Annotated in this window: 21 protein-coding genes; 13 read left to right on the top strand and 8 right to left on the bottom strand. The window is 67.3% G+C overall.

The genetic code is table 11. The annotated features are described in order from the left end of the window. Positions 1-6: 6 nt before the first annotated feature. The 3 genes from glmU to ACM61V_RS12695 all read left to right on the top strand — a co-directional run bounded on the left by glmU (position 7) and on the right by ACM61V_RS12695 (position 3,770). Positions 7-1,365, top strand: coding sequence for a bifunctional UDP-N-acetylglucosamine diphosphorylase/glucosamine-1-phosphate N-acetyltransferase GlmU (glmU, locus tag ACM61V_RS12705; protein ID WP_137788097.1), 1,359 nt, complete (start codon positions 7-9; stop codon positions 1,363-1,365). Between the two features lie 48 nt (positions 1,366-1,413). Continuing rightward, positions 1,414-3,237, top strand: coding sequence for a glutamine--fructose-6-phosphate transaminase (isomerizing) (glmS, locus tag ACM61V_RS12700; RefSeq protein WP_419714044.1), 1,824 nt, complete (start codon positions 1,414-1,416; stop codon positions 3,235-3,237). Between the two features lie 188 nt (positions 3,238-3,425). Then, on the top strand, positions 3,426-3,770 hold the full coding sequence (locus tag ACM61V_RS12695) for a hypothetical protein (RefSeq protein ID WP_419714043.1): 345 nt from the start codon (positions 3,426-3,428) through the stop codon (positions 3,768-3,770). Between the two features lie 98 nt (positions 3,771-3,868). Here ACM61V_RS12695 and rplI read toward each other — a convergent pair whose 3' ends face one another. The 3 genes from rplI to rpsF are packed head-to-tail and all read right to left on the bottom strand — an operon-like array spanning position 3,869 to position 5,108. Beyond that, positions 3,869-4,462 carry a 50S ribosomal protein L9 gene (rplI, locus tag ACM61V_RS12690; protein WP_137788094.1) on the bottom strand — a complete coding sequence of 198 codons (594 nt, stop codon included), beginning with the start codon at positions 4,460-4,462 and terminating at the stop codon, positions 3,869-3,871. An 11-nt stretch (positions 4,463-4,473) separates the two neighbouring features. Beyond that, complete coding sequence (rpsR, locus tag ACM61V_RS12685; protein ID WP_137788093.1) at positions 4,474-4,698, bottom strand: 30S ribosomal protein S18; 225 nt, start codon at positions 4,696-4,698, stop codon at positions 4,474-4,476. Further along, positions 4,698-5,108, bottom strand: a complete 411-nt coding sequence (rpsF, locus tag ACM61V_RS12680; protein ID WP_137788092.1) for a 30S ribosomal protein S6 — start codon at positions 5,106-5,108, stop codon at positions 4,698-4,700. The genes rpsR and rpsF overlap by 1 nt, the downstream gene beginning before the upstream one ends. Before the next feature lie 184 nt (positions 5,109-5,292). Between rpsF and ACM61V_RS12675 the strand changes: the two genes are divergently transcribed. From ACM61V_RS12675 to mltG, 6 genes are all read left to right on the top strand, one after another. Further along, positions 5,293-6,723 (top strand): glycosyltransferase family 39 protein, encoded by a 1,431-nt coding sequence (locus ACM61V_RS12675; RefSeq protein WP_419714042.1) that lies wholly within the window; start codon positions 5,293-5,295, stop codon positions 6,721-6,723. Positions 6,724-6,773: 50 nt separating this feature from the next. Next, a complete protein-coding gene (gene fabD, locus ACM61V_RS12670) occupies positions 6,774-7,709 on the top strand; it encodes an ACP S-malonyltransferase (protein ID WP_137786641.1) in 936 nt (311 codons plus the stop codon). Between the two features lie 16 nt (positions 7,710-7,725). Beyond that, positions 7,726-8,466 (top strand): 3-oxoacyl-[acyl-carrier-protein] reductase, encoded by a 741-nt coding sequence (gene fabG, locus ACM61V_RS12665; RefSeq protein WP_137786640.1) that lies wholly within the window; start codon positions 7,726-7,728, stop codon positions 8,464-8,466. Positions 8,467-8,583: 117 nt separating this feature from the next. Next, positions 8,584-8,820 (top strand): acyl carrier protein, encoded by a 237-nt coding sequence (locus tag ACM61V_RS12660; RefSeq protein WP_019515010.1) that lies wholly within the window; start codon positions 8,584-8,586, stop codon positions 8,818-8,820. Between the two features lie 152 nt (positions 8,821-8,972). Beyond that, on the top strand, positions 8,973-10,229 hold the full coding sequence (gene fabF, locus ACM61V_RS12655) for a beta-ketoacyl-ACP synthase II (RefSeq protein ID WP_137786639.1): 1,257 nt from the start codon (positions 8,973-8,975) through the stop codon (positions 10,227-10,229). Positions 10,230-10,257: 28 nt separating this feature from the next. Beyond that, positions 10,258-11,226, top strand: coding sequence for an endolytic transglycosylase MltG (gene mltG / locus ACM61V_RS12650; protein WP_137786638.1), 969 nt, complete (start codon positions 10,258-10,260; stop codon positions 11,224-11,226). A 14-nt stretch (positions 11,227-11,240) separates the two neighbouring features. Here mltG and ACM61V_RS12645 read toward each other — a convergent pair whose 3' ends face one another. Next, complete coding sequence (locus ACM61V_RS12645; RefSeq protein WP_137786637.1) at positions 11,241-11,492, bottom strand: DUF7218 family protein; 252 nt, start codon at positions 11,490-11,492, stop codon at positions 11,241-11,243. A 123-nt stretch (positions 11,493-11,615) separates the two neighbouring features. Here ACM61V_RS12645 and purF point away from each other — a divergent pair, with 123 nt between their 5' ends. The 4 genes from purF to ACM61V_RS12625 all read left to right on the top strand — a co-directional run bounded on the left by purF (position 11,616) and on the right by ACM61V_RS12625 (position 15,865). Continuing rightward, the gene (gene purF, locus ACM61V_RS12640; RefSeq protein WP_419714041.1) at positions 11,616-13,073 is read left to right on the top strand and encodes an amidophosphoribosyltransferase; all 1,458 of its coding nucleotides are present in this window, start codon (positions 11,616-11,618) and stop codon (positions 13,071-13,073) included. A 7-nt stretch (positions 13,074-13,080) separates the two neighbouring features. Continuing rightward, entirely contained in the window at positions 13,081-13,800 is a 720-nt protein-coding gene (locus ACM61V_RS12635; RefSeq protein ID WP_137786635.1) for an SDR family NAD(P)-dependent oxidoreductase, read from the top strand. 62 nt (positions 13,801-13,862) lie between these two features. Further along, positions 13,863-14,963 (top strand): glutamate 5-kinase, encoded by a 1,101-nt coding sequence (proB, locus tag ACM61V_RS12630; RefSeq protein ID WP_137786634.1) that lies wholly within the window; start codon positions 13,863-13,865, stop codon positions 14,961-14,963. Continuing rightward, the gene (locus ACM61V_RS12625) at positions 14,960-15,865 is read left to right on the top strand and encodes an NAD-dependent epimerase/dehydratase family protein (protein WP_137786633.1); all 906 of its coding nucleotides are present in this window, start codon (positions 14,960-14,962) and stop codon (positions 15,863-15,865) included. The genes proB and ACM61V_RS12625 overlap by 4 nt, the downstream gene beginning before the upstream one ends. A gap of 6 nt (positions 15,866-15,871) precedes the next feature. Here ACM61V_RS12625 and ACM61V_RS12620 read toward each other — a convergent pair whose 3' ends face one another. Genes ACM61V_RS12620 through edd form a run of 4 tightly spaced genes read right to left on the bottom strand, consistent with a single transcriptional unit; the run spans position 15,872 to position 19,625 of the window. Next, positions 15,872-16,192 (bottom strand): YnfA family protein, encoded by a 321-nt coding sequence (locus ACM61V_RS12620; protein WP_137786632.1) that lies wholly within the window; start codon positions 16,190-16,192, stop codon positions 15,872-15,874. Between the two features lie 32 nt (positions 16,193-16,224). Next, positions 16,225-16,845, bottom strand: a complete 621-nt coding sequence (eda, locus tag ACM61V_RS12615; RefSeq protein ID WP_419714040.1) for a bifunctional 4-hydroxy-2-oxoglutarate aldolase/2-dehydro-3-deoxy-phosphogluconate aldolase — start codon at positions 16,843-16,845, stop codon at positions 16,225-16,227. After that, the gene (gene glk / locus ACM61V_RS12610) at positions 16,845-17,810 is read right to left on the bottom strand and encodes a glucokinase (protein WP_137786630.1); all 966 of its coding nucleotides are present in this window, start codon (positions 17,808-17,810) and stop codon (positions 16,845-16,847) included. Before glk ends, eda begins: the two co-directional genes overlap by 1 nt. A gap of 3 nt (positions 17,811-17,813) precedes the next feature. Further along, entirely contained in the window at positions 17,814-19,625 is a 1,812-nt protein-coding gene (gene edd, locus ACM61V_RS12605; RefSeq protein ID WP_137786629.1) for a phosphogluconate dehydratase, read from the bottom strand. Positions 19,626-19,637: the final 12 nt, after the last annotated feature.

Genomic DNA, 19,637 nt, shown 5'->3' with positions numbered 1-19,637 from the left:
CCCTTCATGAACGACAGACCGATCGCTGCCATCATTCTCGCCGCCGGCAACGGCACCCGGATGAAATCCGATCTCCACAAGGTGCTGCATCCGCTTGCCGGGCGGCCGATGCTGCTCCACCTGCTCGCAAGCGTCGCGGCGCTGGAGCCGGCGCGCACCGCCGTCGTTGTCGGGGCGCGGCGCGAGCAGGTGGAGGCGGCGGTGGTGCCGCTCGGCGCGGAGGTGGTCCATCAGGCGGAGCAACTCGGCACCGGCCATGCCGTGCATCAGGCGGAAGCCGCTTTGCGCGACTTCATGGGCGACGTGCTGATCCTCTATGGCGACGTGCCGCTGGTCACGACCGATACGATGCGGCGGATGCTCGAACGGCTCCACGCCGACGATGCGCCCGCCACGGTGGTGCTGGGGTTCCGCCCGGCCGATGCGGGCGCCTATGGCCGGATCATCGCGGACGGCGACGGGCGGATCGCGAAGATGGTCGAATTCAAGGATGCGTCTGCTGAGGAACGCACCGTAACCCTCTGCAATTCGGGCCTGATGGCTGTTCGCGGAGAAGACCTGTTCGCGTTGCTCGCGCGGGTGGATAACAACAATGCCGCGGGCGAATTCTATCTGCCGGATATCGTGATGCTGGCGGCGACGGATGGCCGTGCGTCGGCCGTGATCGAAACCGGCGAGGGCGAAGTCGCCGGGGTGAACAGCCGCGCCGAACTGGCCACGGTGGAGCGCGCCTGGCAGGAACGGCGGCGGGCACAGGCGATGGCGGACGGCGTGACGCTGATCGCGCCCGAAACCGTCTGGTTCGCTTATGACACGGCGCTCGCGCGCGATGTGACGATCGAGCCGAATGTGGTGTTCGGCCCGGGCGTGAGCATCGCGCAGGGTGCGACGATCCACGCCTTCAGCCATCTGGAGGGCGCGACGGTGGGCGCCGGCTGCTCGGTCGGCCCCTACGCCCGGCTGCGCCCGGGCGCGGTGATGGAGGCGAAGTCGCGCGTCGGCAATTTCGTGGAGATGAAGAAGGCGGTGCTCGGCGAAGGCGCGAAAGCCAATCATCTGACCTATCTCGGCGACGCCGACGTGGGGGCGGGCGCGAATATCGGGGCGGGCACGATTACATGCAATTACGACGGCTTCTTCAAATATCGCACGAACATCGGGGCGGGGGCGTTCATCGGCTCCAATTCCGCGCTGGTCGCGCCGGTGACGATCGGTGCGGGCGCGATCGTCGGCGCGGGCGCGGTGGTGACACGCGATGTGAGCGCCGACGCGCTGGCGCTCGTCCGCCCGCCGCAGGAGGAGAAGACGGGCTGGGCCGCGCGCTTCCGGGAACAGATGGCGGCGCGCAAGAAAACGACTAAGTAGGCGCCAATCTTCTACCAATACCGAACACTCTAACGGATCGAGGCAGTCATGTGCGGCATCGTAGGCATTCTGGGCACCGAGGACGTTGCCGACCGGCTTCTCGACGGGCTGAAGCGGCTGGAATATCGCGGCTACGACTCCGCCGGCATCGCGACGGTGCACGATGGCGCGATCGATCGGCGGCGCGCGTCGGGCAAGCTCGTCAATCTGGCGCGGGAACTGGCGGCCCATCCGCTACCCGGCGATGTCGGCATCGCGCATACGCGCTGGGCGACGCATGGCGGGCCGACGACCAATAACGCGCATCCGCACGCAACCGATCATGTCGCCGTGGTCCACAACGGAATTATCGAGAATTTCAAGCCCTTGCGCGAAGAACTTATCGCGCGCGGCAGGGTTTTCACCAGCGAGACCGATACGGAGGTGGTCGCGCATCTCGTCAGCGAGAAGGTCGAGGCCGGGATGGCACCGGCCGACGCGGTGCGCGAGGTGCTCCCGCGGCTTCACGGCGCCTTCGCGCTGGCGATCCTGTTCCGCGATCACCCGGAGCTGCTGATCGGCGCGCGGCTGGGCTCGCCGCTGGTGGTCGGCTATGGCGAAGGCGAGACCTATCTCGGCTCGGACGCACTGGCGCTTGCCCCGCTCACCCAGCGCATCGCGTATCTCGACGAGGGCGACTGGGTGGTGTGCACCCGCGATGGCGCGCAGGTGTTCGATCGGGACAACAATCCTGTCGAGCGTGCGATCACCATCTCCGGCGTCACCGGCGCGCTGATCGACAAGGGCAACCATCGCCATTTCATGCAGAAGGAGATTTACGAGCAGCCGATCGTCGTCGCCCAGACGCTGCGCTCCTATCTCCAGCGGATGGAGGATCGCGTCACGCTGCCGATCCCGGATTATGATCTGTCCACGATCAAGCGCGTCACTATCGTCGCCTGCGGCACCAGCTTCTACGCCGGGATGGTCGCGAAATACTGGTTCGAGCAATATGCGCGCGTGCCGGTGGATCTCGATGTGGCATCCGAGTTCCGTTACCGCACGCCGGTGATGGAGCAGGGCGGGCTGATGATCGTCATCAGCCAGTCGGGCGAGACGGCAGACACGCTCGCCGCGCTGCGCCATGCGCGCGCGGAGGGGCAGACGATCGCGGCAGTGGTCAACGTGCCGACCAGTTCGATGGCGCGCGAGGCCGACCTGCTGCTGCCGACCCACGCCGGGCCGGAGATCGGCGTGGCTTCCACCAAGGCCTTCACCTGCCAGCTCGCGGTGCTGGCCGCGCTTGCCGCCAATCTAGCGCGGGCGAAGGGGCGGCTCAGCCCGGCGGAGGAGAAGGCGATCGTCAAGCACCTCTCCGAAGCGCCCGCCGCGCTGAACGCCGCGCTCGCCTATGACGAGGCGATCGAGGCGATGGCGGGGACGGTCGCGGGCGCGCGCGACGTGCTTTATCTGGGGCGCGGAACGGATTATCCGCTGGCGCTGGAGGGCGCGCTGAAACTGAAGGAAATCAGCTACATACACGCCGAAGGTTACGCGGCGGGCGAGATGAAGCACGGCCCGATCGCGCTGATCGACGAGAATGTGCCGGTGATCGTGATCGCGCCGAGTGGCCCGCTGTTCGACAAGACGGTCAGCAACATGCAGGAGGTGCAGGCGCGCGGCGGCAAGGTGGTGCTGATCAGCGATTACGACGGGGTCGAGGCGGCGGGCGAGGGATGCCTTGCGACGATCACCATGCCCAAGGTCCACCCGCTGATCGCGCCGCTGGTCTATGCCGTGCCGGTGCAGCTGCTCGCCTATCACGTAGCGGTAGCGAAGGGGACGGACGTGGATCAGCCGCGCAACCTGGCGAAGTCCGTTACGGTGGAGTGACCATTAACGACAACGCTTGACACTATCGCCAGCCTTGCCGGCCATGATCCGCCTTGCGCGTGCGATGAGGCGACGGAAGTTCACCGGATTGGCTTTGTGGCCGGCCGGCCTGGGCTGGTAGATCTGGGTCGCGGCGGCGCGAGGGGGATGCGATGCGGGGTACGGTTCTGTTCTGTCTGGGAACGGCGATGATGTTGTTGTCCGCGGCGGCACATGCCGACGATCCCCGCGATCCGACGATGCGCAACGCCGACGCCAGAGCGCGCGACAGCGAGCAGACCCGGCAGCTCAACGTGCAGGCCGGCTCCGAGGTCCAGAGTCGCGGGTTGCGGTATGAGGTGCGGCAGCGCGTCATGACCGCTGACGCCGGCTATGCGGCGGATCAGGCGCAATATGACGCTGCCTCGCGCGATCATGACCGCGACATGGATCGCTACGCCCGCGATCGCGCGCAATATGAACGGCAGATGGCTGACTGGCGCAGGGCCGTCGCCGCGTGCCGCGCGGGATATTACGACGCCTGCGCCAACTAGGCCGCGACGCCCGGATCACAGCGGCCCGCTGTCAAAGAAAAAGGCCCGCCGGAGGATCGCTCCGGCGGGCCTTTTCGTATCGCGGATGGGGAGCGGCGTTACGCCTGCTCCGCCTCCGGCTGAACCTCGGCGCTGGCGCCCGGCTCGGCATTCGGATCATAGTCCTCGGTGAAGCCGCCGGTGTCGCGACCTTCCTCGAACATCTGCGCCGCGACGTCGACGCCCGACGCCTGCAGCTCGGCCTCTTCGGGCGAGCGTGCGACGTTGACCTTCACCGTCACCGACACTTCCGGATGAAGGGCGACCTTCACCTCGTAGATGCCGATCGCCTTGATCGGGCGATCGAGCACGATCTGGCTCTTGGCGACCTTGTGGCCATCGGCCTGCAGCGCCTCGATGATGTCACGCACCGCGACCGAGCCGTAGAGCTGGCCGGTGTTCGATGCCTGACGGATGATCGTCACCTTCACGTCGTTGAAGCCCTTGGCTTCCTTCTCGGCGTCGGTGCGACGGGTCGCGTTGTCCGCCTCGATGCGGGCGCGGTTGGCCTCGAACACCTTGCGGTTGGCCTCGTTGGCGCGCATCGCCTTCTTGTTCGGCAGCAGGAAGTTACGGGCGAAGCCGTCCTTCACCTTCACTACATCGCCGATCGAGCCGAGCTTCTCGACGCGCTCAAGCAGAATAACGTCCATGTGAGCGTTCCTTACTTAACGACGTAGGGCAGCAGGCCCAGATGACGGGCGCGCTTGATCGCCTGAGCGAGTTCGCGCTGCTTCTTCGCCGATACGCTGGTGATGCGCGACGGCACGATCTTGCCACGCTCAGAGACGAAGCCCTGAAGCAGCCGGATATCCTTGTAATCGATCCGGGGCGCGTCCTTCGCGGAGAAGGGGCAGCTCTTGCGGCGGCGGAAAAACGGACGGGCCATTATGCGAGCTCCTCCTCACGATCGCGACGCGGCCGATCGCCACGGTCGCCGCGATCACCACGCTCTGCGCGACGCTCACGATCGCGCTCCTGCTTGCGCATCATCACGGACGGGCCGTTCTCATGCTCATCGACCTTGACGGTCATGTAGCGGATGATGTCTTCGTTGATCTGGCTCTGACGCTCCAGCTCGGCGACGGTATCGCCGGGGGCATCGATTTCGAGCATCACGTAATGCGCCTTGCGATTCTTCGCGATGCGATAGGCGATGCTGCGAAGACCCCAGGTCTCGGTCTTCACGACCTTGCCGTTGTGATCCTCGACGATCTTCGTGGCGGCTTCCGCCAGCGCGTCCACCTGCGCCTGTGCCAAATCCTGGCGCGCAAGGAACACGTGCTCGTAAAGAGCCATATGCTTTCCTTCGTTGGCCGATCGCTGACATGGCCCCGTGCCATGCCCCTCCGGCTGTCGTCTCGTTCCACAGGCCGCATGGCCCGGGGAAGCGGCGTCCCTTAGCGGAAAGCGCCGGAAAGGCAAGGGCGGTGCGCGATGCGCTTAAACCGAATCTCCACCGCTCGCGCGCTAGGCGCTGCCCATGACGGTGATGAACCCATCCGCTTCGTGGCGCTGGTGCGCGCTGCTCTTGCTGACCGGCGCGCTGGCATTGTGGGTCGGCTGGGTCGGCTTCATCGCGTCGGACGATTCGCTCTATTACGCGGGCGCGCAGGCGTGGCTGACCCATCCCCCGGCGGCGGGGACGGATCACTGGTCGACGCGCTTTCCGCTGATCCTCGCCTTCGCGGGCGTGATAAGCGTGATCGGGCGCGGATATGCCGCGTTCGGCGTCACCGCGGTGCTGTTCCATATCGTGCTGGTCACGGTTACCGCGCTGTACGGGCGCACGGTGGGCGGCGCGCGTGCGGGGTGGATCGCGGCGCTGCTGATCGCGACGCTGCCGGTGGTGATCGTCTATGCCACAACCGTCAGCGTCGATCTGATCGAGGCATCCGCGCTGGTGGCGGGTGCGCTGCTGCTGGGCGGGGCGGGAAACGATCGCGCGCGCCTGTGGCAGGGGGGCGGAGCGGGGGTGTGCTTCGGGATCGCGATCCTCTGTCGCGAAACAAGCGTGCTGCCGCTGCTCGCCTTCGTGCCGATGCTGCTGATCGGGCGGCCGATTCCGCGCCGTGTGCTGATCGCGACGGGGCTTGGCGTCGTGCTCGTGCTCGGCGCGGAGGCGCTGTTTCAATATGCGCTGACGGGCGATCCGTTGCGCCGCTACGCCATCGCCTTCCACCACGACGAGCATATCGACCGCGCCGCCAACCTCGAGGGCAATTTCCTGCTCTGGCCGCCGATCGATCCGCTGCTGGTGCTGCTGGTCAACGACGATTTCGGATTGCTCTTCTGGCTGGCCGGGATCGCGCTGATGCTCGGCGCGACGCGCGGGCTTGGCGAGCCCGCGCGGCAACGGCTTCTCGTGCTGGCGGCGATGGCGGGCGCAAGCTTCCTGCTGGTGGCGGTGCTCTACACCAAGCTGGTGCTCAACCCGCGCTATTTCACGCTGGCGGCGGTTGCCGCCGCGGTGACGGTGGCGATATGGCTGGACCGGCTCTCCGCATCGTGGCGCACCGGGCTGCTCGCCGCGATCATCGGCGGCAATCTGTTGCTGATGAGTGTCGGCAACGCCCACCCGCACTGGGAAATGGAGGTGCTGGTCGATGCGGCGCGCCGTCATCCGCGCGAGATCGTGGCGGGCGCCCCGCATGAAGTGCGACGCGCGCACTATCCGATGGAATTCGCGCACCTCGCCAACCTGCGTTACGCCCCCGCCGCGCCCGGCGGGCTGGTCGTCGTTCCGGCGAGCGCCCGGCCGTCCGGCGTGATCGTGGCGCGCTATCCCTCGCCGCCGACGCGGCTGGGCATGGTGCTGCGGGCGCTGGGGCTGGAGGCGCTCGTCCCCCATGCGATCGCGCGGCGGATGTTTGCGCCCGGCCCCGAAATGCTGCTCGTCCGCACGCAAGGTTGACCGCGCGGCGCTGTCGCGCTTACGCCGCGCGCTTCGATCAAGGAGGCAGCATGCGCGCGTTCATCTTTCCGGGGCAGGGGAGCCAGTCAGTCGGCATGGGCAAGGCGCTCGCCGATGCCAGCGCCCATGCGCGCGAGGTGTTCGAGGAAGTGGACGAGGCGCTTGGCCAGAAACTGTTCCGGCTCATGGCCGAAGGGCCCGCCGACGAACTGACGCTGACCGAGAATGCCCAGCCCGCGATCATGGCCAACGCCATCGCCACGCTGCGCGTGCTGGAACGCGAGGGCGGGGTCTCGCTGGCCGACAAGGCGGATTTCGCCGCCGGCCATTCGCTGGGCGAATATAGCGCATTGTGCGCGGCCGGCACGTTCGACCTTGCCACCACGGCACGGCTGCTCAAGCTGCGCGGACAGGCCATGCAGGCCGCGGTTCCGGTGGGTGAGGGGGCGATGGCCGCGCTGCTCGGCGCCGATCTCGACAAGGCGCAGGCGATCGCCACCGCCGCCGCCGAGGGGCAGGTTTGCACCGTGGCCAATGACAACGATCCCTCGCAGGTCGTCATCAGCGGCCATAAGGACGCGATCGATCGGGCCATAGCCATCGCGAAAGAGCACGGGGCCAAGCGCGCCCTGCTGCTCCCCGTCTCCGCGCCGTTCCACTGCCCGCTGATGCAGCCTGCCGCCGACGCCATGGAAAAGGCGCTTGGCGAGGCGCGGCTGAGCGCCCCGCTGGTGCCGCTCTACTGCAACGTCGATGCCCGCGCGGTGAGCGATGTCGAGACGATCCGCACCGGCCTGGTGCGGCAGGTGACCGGCATGGTCCGCTGGCGCGAATCGGTGCTGGCGATGCAGGAAGCGGGTGTCGGCACATTCATCGAATTCGGCGGCAAGGTGCTCGGCCCGATGGTGAAGCGCATCGCGCCGGACGCCAATGCGATCAGCGTCCTGTCGATGGACGATATCGAAGCGCTGCTCAAGGCGCTGTGATTTTACGGAGATATTGATGTTCGACCTAACAGGCATGACCGCGCTGGTCACCGGCGCCTCGGGCGGGATCGGCTCGGCCATCGCGCAGGCGCTGGCGGCGCAGGGCGCGCGGCTCGCCGTTTCCGGCTCCAATGCCGAAAAGCTCGACGCTTTTCGTGGAAGCCTGGGCGGCGACCATGTAGCGGTGCCGGCCGATCTTTCCGATCCGGCGGCGGTCGATGCGCTGGTGCCCGCCGCCGTGGAGGCGCTGGGCGGGCGGCTCGATATCCTCGTCAACAATGCCGGCATCACGCGCGACAATCTCGCGATGCGGATGAAGGACGAGGAGTGGCAGCAGGTGATCTCGGTCAATCTGGAGGCCGCGTTTCGCCTGATTCGCGCTGCCGCCAGGCCGATGATGAAGCAGCGTTTCGGGCGCGTGATCTCGATCACGTCGGTCGTGGGGCAGACCGGCAATCCCGGCCAGGCGAATTATGCCGCGTCGAAGGCGGGTGTCGTCGGCATGTCCAAGGCGCTCGCGCAGGAACTGGCGAGCCGCAACATCACGGTGAACTGTGTCGCGCCCGGGTTCATCCGATCGGCCATGACCGATGTGTTGCCCGAAGCGCAGAAAACCGCGTTGCTCGGAAGAATTCCGGCGGGCGATCTGGGCACGGGGGAAGACATTGGCGCCGCCGTCGTCTATCTGGCGTCGAAGGAGGCGGGCTATGTGACCGGCCAGACGCTGCATGTTAACGGCGGGATGGCCATGATCTAGCTACGGCGCCGGGCCGCCAATCCCGATGCCCGGCATCAAGCACCGCTTGCCACGAACCGCTAGCCGTTCTAGCTGCGTTCAGGAATCAATAACACCCAACGATATGAGGGCACGAGAATGAGCGAGACCGCCGACCGCGTGAAGAAGATCGTCGTCGAGCATCTCGGCGTCGAAGCCGACAAGGTGACCGAGGATGCAAGCTTCATCGACGATCTCGGTGCCGACAGTCTCGACATCGTCGAGCTGGTGATGGCGTTCGAGGAAGAATTCGGTGTGGAAATCCCCGATGACGCCGCCGAGAAGATCACGACCGTCAAGGACGCGATCACCTATATCGACGAGCACAAGGGCTGAACCGGGGCTGATTATCCAGACCCGACTGTCCTGATCGCCCTGAGCTTGTCGAAGGGCTGCCCTTCACCGGCGACGGAGAATTGGCAGGACAGGGTTTCGACAGGCTCAGCCCCACACGGGCTGGGCCTGTTGTCATTTTTCGGAGAGTTGCAATGCGTCGTGTCGTCGTCACCGGTCTTGGCCTCGTCACCCCGCTGGGGGCCGATGTCGAAACGGCCTGGGCCAATATCATCGCTGCCCGCTCGGGCGCAGGGCTCATCACCCGTTTCGACGCGTCGGATCAGAAATGCCGCATCGCCTGCGAGGTGAAGCCGGCCGATCACGAATATGGCTTCGATCCCTCGAAGCGCGTCGATCACAAGATCCAGCGGCAGGTCGATCCGTTCATCATCTACGGCATCGACGCCGCCGGCCAGGCGCTGGAAGACGCCGGCCTCACCGAGATGAGCGAGGCGGAGCGGTTTCGCGCCGGCTGCTCGATCGGCGCAGGCATCGGTGGGCTGCCCGGCATCGCCAGCGAATCGCTGGTGTGCGAGAACAAGGGGCCGACCCGCGTTTCACCGCATTTCGTGCACGGCCGGCTCATCAACCTGATCTCCGGCCAGGTTTCGATCAAATACGGGCTGATGGGGCCGAATCATGCGGTGGTGACCGCCTGCTCCACCGGCGCGCATTCGATCGGCGACGCCGCGCGGATGATCGCGATGGACGATGCAGACGTAATGCTCGCGGGCGGCGCGGAAGGCGCGATCTGCCCGCTGGGCATCGCCGGCTTCGCGCAGGCCAAGGCGCTTTCCATGCGCAACGACGAGCCGGAAAGGGCCAGCCGCCCCTATGACCGCGACCGCGACGGCTTCGTCATGGGCGAGGGCGCCGGCGTCGTCGTGCTGGAGGAATATGAGCGGGCCAAGGCGCGCGGCGCGAAGATCTATGCCGAGGTGATCGGCTATGGCCTTTCGGGCGATGCCTATCACGTCACCGCACCGCATCCCGAAGGGTCTGGCGCATTCCGCTCGATGGAGATGGCGATGCGCAAGAGCGGCCTCGCGCTGGCCGACATCGATTATATCAACGCCCACGGCACCTCCACCCCGCTCGGCGACGAGCTGGAGCTGGGCGCGGTCCGCCGCCTGTTCGGCGATGCGATCGGGGGGCTTTCGATGTCCTCCACCAAATCCGCGATCGGGCATCTGCTCGGCGGCGCGGGCGCGGTCGAATCGATCTTCTGCATCCTCGCGCTGCGCGACCAGATCGTGCCGCCGACGCTGAACCTCGACAATCCGAGCGAGAATTGCGTGGGCGTCGATCTCGTCCCGCATGTCGCCAAGAAGCGGCAGGTGCGCGCGGTGCTGAACAATTCGTTCGGCTTCGGCGGCACCAACGCGTCGCTGGTGATGAAGGCCGTCTGATTGCGATCGGCGCGGGTGCGATAGCGACATGAAAAGGCTTGGCTGCTCCGCTTTGCTGCTTGCCCTGCTGGGCATTGCCGTGCTCGGCTGGCTGGCGCACGACTGGAGCGGCGCCGGGCCGGCGGCTAAGCCGGTCGCGGTGATCGTGCCGGAGGGCGCCTCGCTCGCCCGCGCGGCGACCGAACTGCAAAAGGCCGGCGCGATCCGGTCTGCCTCGCGCTTCCGCGTCTATGCGCGGGTGTTCGGCGATGGGCAGCCGATCAAGGCGGGTGAATATGCGATCCCGGCCGGCGCGAGCGCATCGGACGTGCTGGGGCTGTTGCAACAGGGCAAGGTGCGCCAGCGGCTCGTTCCCGTGCCTGAAGGCTATCCGTCGATCCTGGTGCACGAAGCGCTGATGAAGGCCGACGGGCTGGTGGGCGATGTGCCGGTGCCGGCGGAAGGCTCGATCCTGCCGGACAGCTACGCCTATCAGAAGGGCGATACCCGCGCGTCGGTCGTCGCGCGGATGCAGAAAGCGATGCGGGACTATCTCGCTGTCGCCTGGAAACGTCGCAAGCCCGGGATCGCCGTCACGACGCCGCAGCAGGCGATCGTCCTCGCCTCAATCGTCGAGAAGGAAACGGGCAAACCCGGCGAGCGACGCGAAGTCGCCGCCGTCTATGCCAACCGGCTGAAGCGCGGCATGCCGCTACAGGCCGATCCGACGGTGATCTATCCGATCACCAAGGGAAAACCGCTCGGCCGCCGCATCCTCCAATCCGAGTTGCGCGCCAGGAACGGCTATAACACCTATGCCGAAACCGGCTTGCCGATCGGCCCGATCGCCAACCCCGGCCGCGCGTCGATCGACGCGGTGCTCGATCCGGCGCAGACCGCCGCGCTCTATTTCGTCGCGGACGGCACCGGCGGCCATGTGTTCGCAAACACGCTTGAGCAGCATAATGCCAACGTGAAGAAATGGTACGCGATCCGCCGCGCGCGGGGAGACATGTAACTGCCGCGGCCACCTCAGCCGTGGTCGCGGATCGCCTTCACCAATTCGCCCTTCGACATCGACGACCGGCCGGCGATCCCGATCCTCTGCGCCTCGCGATAGAGATCATCCTTCGTCCGCCCCTCCAGCTTTCCGCCGCGCGGATGCAGCGTGCCGGCGGCATGGGCATTCGCGATACGGGCGGCTTTCCCGGCGGAATTGCCCTGTTCGCGCAGGGCCTCGTACATTTCCTCGTCCTTGATCTGCGGTGCGTGCTTGCGCGGCATATCGGCCTCCAGTGCGGGGATGAGAGGAAAACCGCCGGGCGCCGGCTTTGCTCCCGTATCGCACCGTGACAAATCCGGGACAGCCCCTATATGCGGCACGGCACGACGCGAGCTTTGCCGGACATGCTGACCACACATCCTTTCGACGACGACCATCTGCACGAAGAGTGCGGCATCTTCGGCGTCTCCGGTGCGGAGAGCGCGTCCGCGCTGGTCGCGCTGGGGCTGCACGCGCTCCAGCACCGGGGCCAGGAAGCGGCGGGGGTCACCTCGTTCGATGGCGCGCAATTCCATACGCATCGCGCGATGGGGCATGTCGCGGGGAATTTCGACCGTGACGAGGTGATCCGCGCGCTGCCCGGCGGCGTCGCCTGCGGCCATGTGCGTTATTCCACCACCGGCGAAACCGCGCTGCGCAATGTGCAGCCGCTCTACGCGGATCTCGCTTCAGGCGGGTTCGCGATTGCGCATAACGGCAATATTTCCAATGCGATGCGGATACGTCGCGAACTGGTGCGGCGCGGTTCGATCTTCCAGTCCACCAGCGACACCGAAACGATCATTCATCTCGTCGCGACGTCCAGCTATCGCTCGCTGCTCGACCGCTTCATCGATGCGCTGAAGCAGGTTGAGGGCGCTTATTCACTGATCGTGATGACGCCGGAGGGCATGATCGCCTGCCGCGATCCGCTGGGCATTCGCCCGCTCGTGATGGGGAAGCTTGGCGATGCGATCATCTTCGCGTCGGAAACGGTGGCGCTCGATGTGGTCGGGGCCGAGTTCGTCCGCGAGGTCGATCCGGGCGAGCTGGTGATCGTGCAGGGGGCCGACATGCGCTCGATCCGTCCGTTCGCCCCGCTGGCGGCGCGGCCGTGCATTTTCGAATGGGTCTATTTTTCCCGCCCGGATTCGATCGTCGGCGATCATTCGGTCTATTCGGTGCGCAAGGGGATCGGCGCGCAGCTGGCGATCGAATTGCCGGTGGAGGCCGATCTGGTCATTCCGGTGCCGGATTCCGGCGTGCCGGCGGCGATCGGCTACGCGCAGCAATCCGGCATCCCGTTCGAACTGGGCATCATCCGCTCGCATTACGTCGGGCGCACCTTCATTCAGCCGGGCGACAAGGTGCGGCATCTGGGCGTCAAGCTGAAGCACAACGCCAATCGCGCGCTGATCGCGGGCAAGCGCGTCGTGCTGATCGACGATTCGATCGTGCGCGGCACCACCAGCGTCAAGATCGTGCAGATGATGCGCGAGGCTGGCGCGGCCGAGGTGCACATGCGCATCGCGAGCCCGCCGACCAAGCATAGCTGCTTCTATGGCGTCGATACGCCCGAGCGCGCCAAGCTGCTCGCGGCCAAGCACGATCTGGCCGCGATGACGCAATATATCGGCGCGGATTCGCTCGATTTCGTCTCGATCGACGGCCTCTACAAGGCGCTCGGCGAGGAAGGCCGCGCGCGTCGCGGCCCGCAATATTGCGACGCCTGCTTCACCGGCGATTATCCAACCACGCTGACCGATCACGACGAACTGGCCGAAGTGGACCAATTCGCGCTGCTCGAAGAACGCGTCGCCTGAGCCACCTATGACCGACCAGAACAAGCCGCTCGCGGGGAAGCTCGCGCTCGTAACCGGTGCCTCCCGCGGGATCGGGGCCGCTACCGCCGTCGCGCTCGCCGAAAGGGGCGCGCACGTCATCATCACCGCGCGTTCGGCGAAGGAGCTTGAGGCGGTGGAGGAGGCGATATTCGGCGCAGGCGGTTCCGCCACGATCGCGCCGCTCGATCTGACCGAAACCGATGCGATCGCGCGCCTCGCCGCGGCGGTGGGGGAGCGCTGGCAGGCGCTGGACGTGATGGTGCTCAACGCCGGCACGCTCGGCTCGCTCGCGGCGGTCCCGGCGATCGACGCCAAGGAACTCGCGGCGGTGCTGACGCTCAACGTTTCGGCCCAGGTGGCGCTGATCCAGGCGTTCGATCCGATGCTGAAGCGCGCCGAAGCCGGCAAGCTGATCGCGATCACGTCTTCGGTGGGGCGCAAGCCGCGCGCTTACTGGGGCGCGTATGGCGCGTCCAAGGCGGCGATGGAAACGCTCGTCGCGGCGTATGGCGACGAGGTTGCCGAGATAAGCCGCATCCGCACAGCGATCATCGATCCGGGCGCCACCCGGACGAAGATGCGTGCCCGCGCCTATCCGGGCGAAGACCCCGCATCGGTGAAGGAGCCGCGCGTGGTTGCCGAGCGGATCGCCGCACTTGCCACAGAGGGCTTCGACAACGGTCTTTTCGAGCGCGTCGAAGGCTGATCGCCCGCGCGACGCAAGCGAGTGATTGGCGTCGCGGGCGGCACGCGCTAACGCGGGCGTCGATGCTGTTCCCACCAGACACCTGTGCACGGATCGTCGTGAAGATCGGGTCCGCGCTGCTCGTCGATGGCGAGGGCGGGGTGCGGCGGGCGTGGCTCGAGGGCATCGCCGCCGACATCGCGGAACGAACGCGGGCGGGGCAGCAGGTAGCGGTCGTCTCGTCTGGCGCTATTGCGCTGGGCGCGCGGCGCCTGGGCCTCGCCAAAGGGGGCCGCGCCAGCCTGGAGGATGCGCAGGCGGCGGCGGCCACCGGGCAGATCGCGCTTGGGCATACGTGGGCGGAGGTGCTCGGCGGTGAAGGGCTGACAGCCGCGCAGATCCTGGTGACGCTGGACGATCTGGAAGACCGGCGGCGCTATCTCAATGCCGCCGCGACGCTCGGGCGGCTGCTGCATCTCGGTGTCGTTCCGATCATCAACGAGAATGACAGCGTGGCGACCGAGGAAATCCGCTTCGGCGACAATGACCGGCTGGCAGCGCGCGTGGCGCAGGCCGCCGGCGCGCAGGGCGTGGTGCTGCTGTCCGATATCGACGGGCTGTACGATCGCAATCCGGCACTCCCCGGCGCGCGGCATATCGCGCGGGTCGAGCGGATCGACGCGAAGGTGGCGGCGATGGCGGATACGGGCTCCGCGTCAGGCATGGGATCTGGCGGCATGGTGTCCAAGATTCAGGCCGCGCGGATCGCCGGTGGGGCGGGGGTGGCGCTGGCGATCGCGTCCGGCCGGATCGAGCGGCCATTGTCGACCGCGGCGCGCCACACGATTTTCGTCCCGGAGAAGCGGGCGCGGGCGCGCAAGGCGTGGCTGGCCGGGCGCCTGACCGCCAAGGGCGTTATCACCGTCGACGAGGGCGCAGCGCAGGCGTTGACGACGGGGCGCAGCCTGCTCGCCGCAGGCGCCACGGGCGTTTCGGGACGATTCGCGCGGGGGGATGTGGTGACGATCGACGGGCCGAACGGTGCGATCGCGCGCGGCCTTTCGGAATATGATGCAGCCGACGTCCGGCGCCTGCTCGGCCGGCGCAGCGACGAGCAGGAGGCCATTCTGGGCTATGCCCCCCGCACCGCACTGGTTCATCGCAATCACATGGCGCTGTTGTGATCCTGGCGCTGACGGGCGGCACCGGCTTCGTCGGCGGCCATGTCATCCGCCGCGCGCTGGAGGCTGGCCACCAGGTTCGCGCGCTCGCCCGCCGGCCGCAGGCGGAGCGGGCCGGGGTGACATGGCTGACAGGCGCGCTGGATGAGCCGTTGGCGCTTGCCGCGCTGGTCGCGGGCGCCGATGCGGTGATCCATATCGCAGGCGTGGTGAATTCACCTGATCGCGCCGGCTTCGTCGCCGGCAACATCGAGGGCACGCGCACGCTGGCCGCCGCGACGCCGCCGGGCACGCGCTTCGTCCATGTATCCTCGTTGTCGGCGCGCGAGCCGGCGCTTTCGATCTATGGCTGGTCGAAGCACCAGGCAGAAGAGATCGTCGCCGCGTCCGGCCTCGCCTGGGATATGGTGCGACCGCCGGCGATCTATGGGCCGGGCGATATGGAGATGCTCGATCTGTTCCGTTTCGCACGCCGCGGCATCGCGATCACGCCGCCACGGGGGGTGCTGTCGCTGATCCACGTCGATGATCTGGCGAGGTTGCTTGTGGCGCTTGCGGAAACGCCGGCGAGCGCCACCATCTACGAAGTGGACGATGGGCGCGAGGGCGGCTGGACGCAGCGTGATTTCGCGGTCGCGATCGGTGCGGCGGTCGGGCGCCGCGTCCACCCGCTGGCGCTGCCGCCGGCGTTGCTGCGGCTGGGCGCGCGCATCGACGGCCTGTTGCGCGGCAAGCGTGCAAAGCTGACCGCCGACCGCGTGGCCTATTTCTGCCATCCAGACTGGACGATCGATCCCGCGAAACGGCCCGCCGCCTCGCTATGGACGCCGCGCATAGCGAGCGAGGCCGGCCTTCGGCAAACCGCGCAAAGCTATCGCGACGCGGGGCTTTTGCCGGGCCGCTAGGGGCGGTCAGCCACGCGGCCCGCACAAGATGATGGCCGCGCCGACCAGGCATATGGCGGCACCCACCATATCCCAGCGATCGGGCCGTACCCCCTCGGCCAGCCACAGCCACAGAACCGCCGATACGATATAGACGCCGCCGTAAGCCGCATAGGTGCGCCCCGCCGCCGCGCTTTCGACCAGAGTCAGCAGATAGGCGAACAGGCAGAGCGACAACACGCCCGGGGCCACCCACCAAGCCGACTTTCCCAAGCGCAGCCAGGCCCAGAAAGCGAAGCAGCCGACGATTTCCGCGAAGGCAGCGCCGACAAAGGCCAGCCCGGTCATCGCCGTTGCTCGCGCGCATCCTGCCGCACGTGTCAGCGCAAACCGCTCGCCGCCCGTGCTTTCGCCTCCACCGCCGCCATGCTCGCGCCAGCAGGCGTTACCCAGCTTCCGCCGACGCACAGCACCGGATCGAACGCGAGCCAATCGGCAGCGGAGGCTTCGGTGATGCCGCCGGTGGGGCAGAAGCGGCATTGGTAAAAGGGCGCCGCCAGCGCCTTCAGCGCCTTCAATCCGCCGCTGGTTTCGGCGGGGAAGAACTTGAAATGGGTGAGCCCGAGATCCAGGCCGCGCATGATGTCTGCGGCGGTCGCGATACCGGGCAGAAAGGGTAAGCCGCTGTCGATGATGGGGCGCGCCAGTCGCTCCGTCAGCCCGGGTGAAACGATGAACTCGGCCCCCGCGGCCATAACCTGCTCGAACTGATCGGTTGAGACCACGGTGCCCGCGCCGACGATCGCGCCGGGCACTTCCTTCATCGCGCGGATCGCATCCAGCGCCGCGGGGGTCCGCAGCGTCACCTCCAATACCCGGAGACCGCCCGCCACCAGCGCCTCGGCGAGCGGCCGGGCGGCTTCGGCGTCTTCGATAACGAGAACGGGGATCACCGCGCTGGTGCGCATGATGGCGTCGATCGGTGCGGTGATGGTGGGCATCAACTATGCTCCTGGGCGAAGGCGGCAGCCGCGCCGAACAGGCCGGGCTGCGGATGGGTGATGAGCTTCACCGGAATGGCCGCCATCATCGACTGGAAGCGCCCCTTGGCGATAAAGCGGTGCGCGAAGCCGGAATGCAGCAACCGATCCTTGATGCGCAGGCCCAGCCCGCCGGCGATCACCACGCTGTTCGCCCCATGCGCCAGCGCAAGATCGCCGGCAACCGCGCCGAGCGCGAGGCAGAAGCGATCGAGCGCCGCCAGCGCGATCGGATCCGTGCCCTCCAGCGCTTCCTGCCAGATCGCCTTGTCGTCTCGTTCAGGGGCGGACCGGCCCTCCATGGCGGCGAGCGTCTCGTAAATCGCGACAATGCCGGGGCCGGCGCAGATGCGCTCGGCGGACACGCGGGTGAAGATATGCCGAAGTCGCTTGACCAGCGCATCCTCAATCCCGTCGAGCGGGGCGTAATCGATGTGCCCGCCCTCCGTCGGCAGCACGTGATAGCGATCGGTGGTGCGCAGCACCTGCGCCACGCCAAGCCCGGTGCCGGGCCCGCAGACCGTGGTCACGCCGCTCGCGGCGATCGGCTCGTCGGGGCCGCACAGATGCTCGAACTGATCGGGCGGCAATTGCGCCACGGCATGGCCAACCGCGCCGAAATCGTTGATGACGGTATAGGTTTCCGCGCCCAGCCGTGCCGGGATCAGCGAGGGGCGGATCACCCAGGGGTTGTTCGTCAATCGGATCATGTCGCCCGTGATCGGCGAGGCGATCGACAGCGCCGCGGCCGGGGGCAGGGCGCGTGGCTGCGCGGCGGCGAACGCCTGCCACGCCGTCTGTAACGACGCATGATCGGCGGTTTTCAGCGTCACAGGCTCGGCAAGGTGCCGGACGCGCCCGTCCGCGACTTCGGCGATCGCGAAGCGGGCGTGGGTGCCGCCGATATCTACTGCGACGACCTCCATCGCTTACAACCCCGCACCGGCCAGCATCGCGCTTGCGCCTTTTTCCGCCTCGTCGGCCAGGCCGCGGAACATGCCGAACAGTTCGCGGCCAAAGCCGTCTGCCGCGGCCGGGGCGGCAGCATGATCGCGCACCAGCCATTCCGCCGGATCGACCAGCGCGTCGATCGTGCCCGCCACCGCATCGACGCGGATCAGGTCGCCGTCGCGGATCAGCCCGATCGCGCCGCCGCCCAGCGCCTCGGGCGACACGTGGATCGCGCAGGGCACCTTGCCGCTCGCGCCGGACATGCGGCCATCGGTGACGAGCGCGACACGAAAGCCCCTGTTCTGCAACACGCCGAGCGGCGGGGTGAGCTTGTGCAATTCGGGCATCCCGTTCGCGCGCGGACCCTGAAAACGCACGACGACCACGACATCGCGCTCCAGCTCGCCGCGCCTGAACGCGTCGAGCACGTCGACCTGATCGCTGAACACGCGGGCCGGGGCCTCGACGATCCAGCGATCGCGCTCGACCGCCGAAACCTTGATGCACGCACGGCCGATATTGCCCTGAAGGATCCGCATCCCACCATCGGGGGAAAAGGGCGCGGCGGGCGTGCGCAGGATCGTATCGTCCCCGCTCACGCCCGGATCGCGCCATATCAGCGTGTCGTTTTCAAGGGCGGGCTTGCGTGCGGCTTCCGCCAGGGAAGCGCCGCCCGCCGTCAATATATCATCGTGCAGATGCCCGCTCGCACTCAATTCGCGGATCACGAAGGCCATGCCGCCAGCCTGTTCGAACGCGTTCACATCGGCGGAGCCATTGGGATAGACGCGCGCGATCAGCGGCACCGCGCCGGAAAGCCGGTCAAAGTCCTCCCAGTCGATCACGATTCCCGCCGCGCGGGCGATCGCAGGAACGTGAAGCAGGTGATTGGTCGAGCCGCCCGTCGCCAGCAGCCCGACCGCCGCGTTGACGATCGCGCGCTCATCGACGCAAAGCCCGAGCGGGCGATAATCGTCGCCGCGCCAGCCGATGCCGGCAACACGGTGGACGGCGGCGCGGGTAAGTTCCTGCCGCAATCGGGTGCCGGGATTGACGAAGGCGGCGCCGGGGATGTGCAGCCCCATCACCTCCATCATCATCTGATTGGTGTTGGCGGTGCCGAAGAAGGTGCACGTGCCCTGATCGTGATAGGCGGCGATTTCCGCCTCCAGCAGCTCCTCGCGCCCGCATTCGCCGGTGGCGTAGCGTTCGCGCACCGCCGCCTTCGCCTTGTTGGCGAGGCCGGAGGGCATCGGGCCGCCGGGCACCAGCAGCATCGGCAGATGCCCGAAGCGCAGCGCCCCCATCAACAGGCCCGGCACGATCTTGTCGCAGATGCCGAGCAGCACTGCGCCCTCGAACGTGCCGTGCGATAGCGCAATGGCGGTCGCGAGCGCGATCGTGTCGCGGCTGAACAGCGACAGCTCCATTCCGGGATAGCCCTGCGTCACCCCGTCGCACATCGCCGGAACGCCGCCGGCAACCTGGGCCGTCGCGCCCACTTCGCGCGCCCAGACCTTCATCAGTTCCGGGTAGCGATAATATACCGCATGGGCGGAGAGCATGTCGTTATAGGCGGTGACGATGCCGATGTTCATGCCGGCGCCGGCTTTCATCGCCTCGCGATCCTCCGGCGTACCGGCATAGGCATGCGCCAGATTCGCGCAGCCCAGCGAGGGGCGGCCGATCCACATCTCCCGCTCGCGATCGAGCAGATCAAGATAGCGGGCGCGGCTATCGCGGCTGCGCTCGACAATGCGATCGGTTACGGCGCTGACGACGGGGTTCATTCAGGCTCCCAC

The organism is Sphingomonas sp. TX0543 (assembly GCF_048565505.1).
Classification (GTDB): domain Bacteria; phylum Pseudomonadota; class Alphaproteobacteria; order Sphingomonadales; family Sphingomonadaceae; genus Sphingomonas.
The sequence above is the reverse complement of the archived record's forward strand: the minus strand, read 5'-3'. Positions and strand labels throughout refer to the sequence as shown.

Coding starts and splice junctions, on each gene's coding strand:
- ACM61V_RS12675 (WP_419714042.1), top strand. CDS start 5,293: ATGACGGTGATGAACCCATCCGCTTCGTGGCGCTGGTGCGCGCTGCTC.
- proB (WP_137786634.1), top strand. CDS start 13,863: ATGCTGTTCCCACCAGACACCTGTGCACGGATCGTCGTGAAGATCGGG.
- ACM61V_RS12635 (WP_137786635.1), top strand. CDS start 13,081: ATGACCGACCAGAACAAGCCGCTCGCGGGGAAGCTCGCGCTCGTAACC.
- glk (WP_137786630.1), bottom strand. CDS start 17,810: ATGGAGGTCGTCGCAGTAGATATCGGCGGCACCCACGCCCGCTTCGCG.
- fabD (WP_137786641.1), top strand. CDS start 6,774: ATGCGCGCGTTCATCTTTCCGGGGCAGGGGAGCCAGTCAGTCGGCATG.
- fabG (WP_137786640.1), top strand. CDS start 7,726: ATGTTCGACCTAACAGGCATGACCGCGCTGGTCACCGGCGCCTCGGGC.
- purF (WP_419714041.1), top strand. CDS start 11,616: ATGCTGACCACACATCCTTTCGACGACGACCATCTGCACGAAGAGTGC.
- ACM61V_RS12695 (WP_419714043.1), top strand. CDS start 3,426: ATGATGTTGTTGTCCGCGGCGGCACATGCCGACGATCCCCGCGATCCG.
- mltG (WP_137786638.1), top strand. CDS start 10,258: ATGAAAAGGCTTGGCTGCTCCGCTTTGCTGCTTGCCCTGCTGGGCATT.
- edd (WP_137786629.1), bottom strand. CDS start 19,625: ATGAACCCCGTCGTCAGCGCCGTAACCGATCGCATTGTCGAGCGCAGC.
- rpsF (WP_137788092.1), bottom strand. CDS start 5,108: ATGGCTCTTTACGAGCACGTGTTCCTTGCGCGCCAGGATTTGGCACAG.
- eda (WP_419714040.1), bottom strand. CDS start 16,845: ATGCCCACCATCACCGCACCGATCGACGCCATCATGCGCACCAGCGCG.
- rpsR (WP_137788093.1), bottom strand. CDS start 4,698: ATGGCCCGTCCGTTTTTCCGCCGCCGCAAGAGCTGCCCCTTCTCCGCG.
- glmS (WP_419714044.1), top strand. CDS start 1,414: ATGTGCGGCATCGTAGGCATTCTGGGCACCGAGGACGTTGCCGACCGG.
- glmU (WP_137788097.1), top strand. CDS start 7: ATGAACGACAGACCGATCGCTGCCATCATTCTCGCCGCCGGCAACGGC.
- rplI (WP_137788094.1), bottom strand. CDS start 4,462: ATGGACGTTATTCTGCTTGAGCGCGTCGAGAAGCTCGGCTCGATCGGC.
- ACM61V_RS12660 (WP_019515010.1), top strand. CDS start 8,584: ATGAGCGAGACCGCCGACCGCGTGAAGAAGATCGTCGTCGAGCATCTC.
- ACM61V_RS12645 (WP_137786637.1), bottom strand. CDS start 11,492: ATGCCGCGCAAGCACGCACCGCAGATCAAGGACGAGGAAATGTACGAG.
- ACM61V_RS12620 (WP_137786632.1), bottom strand. CDS start 16,192: ATGACCGGGCTGGCCTTTGTCGGCGCTGCCTTCGCGGAAATCGTCGGC.
- fabF (WP_137786639.1), top strand. CDS start 8,973: ATGCGTCGTGTCGTCGTCACCGGTCTTGGCCTCGTCACCCCGCTGGGG.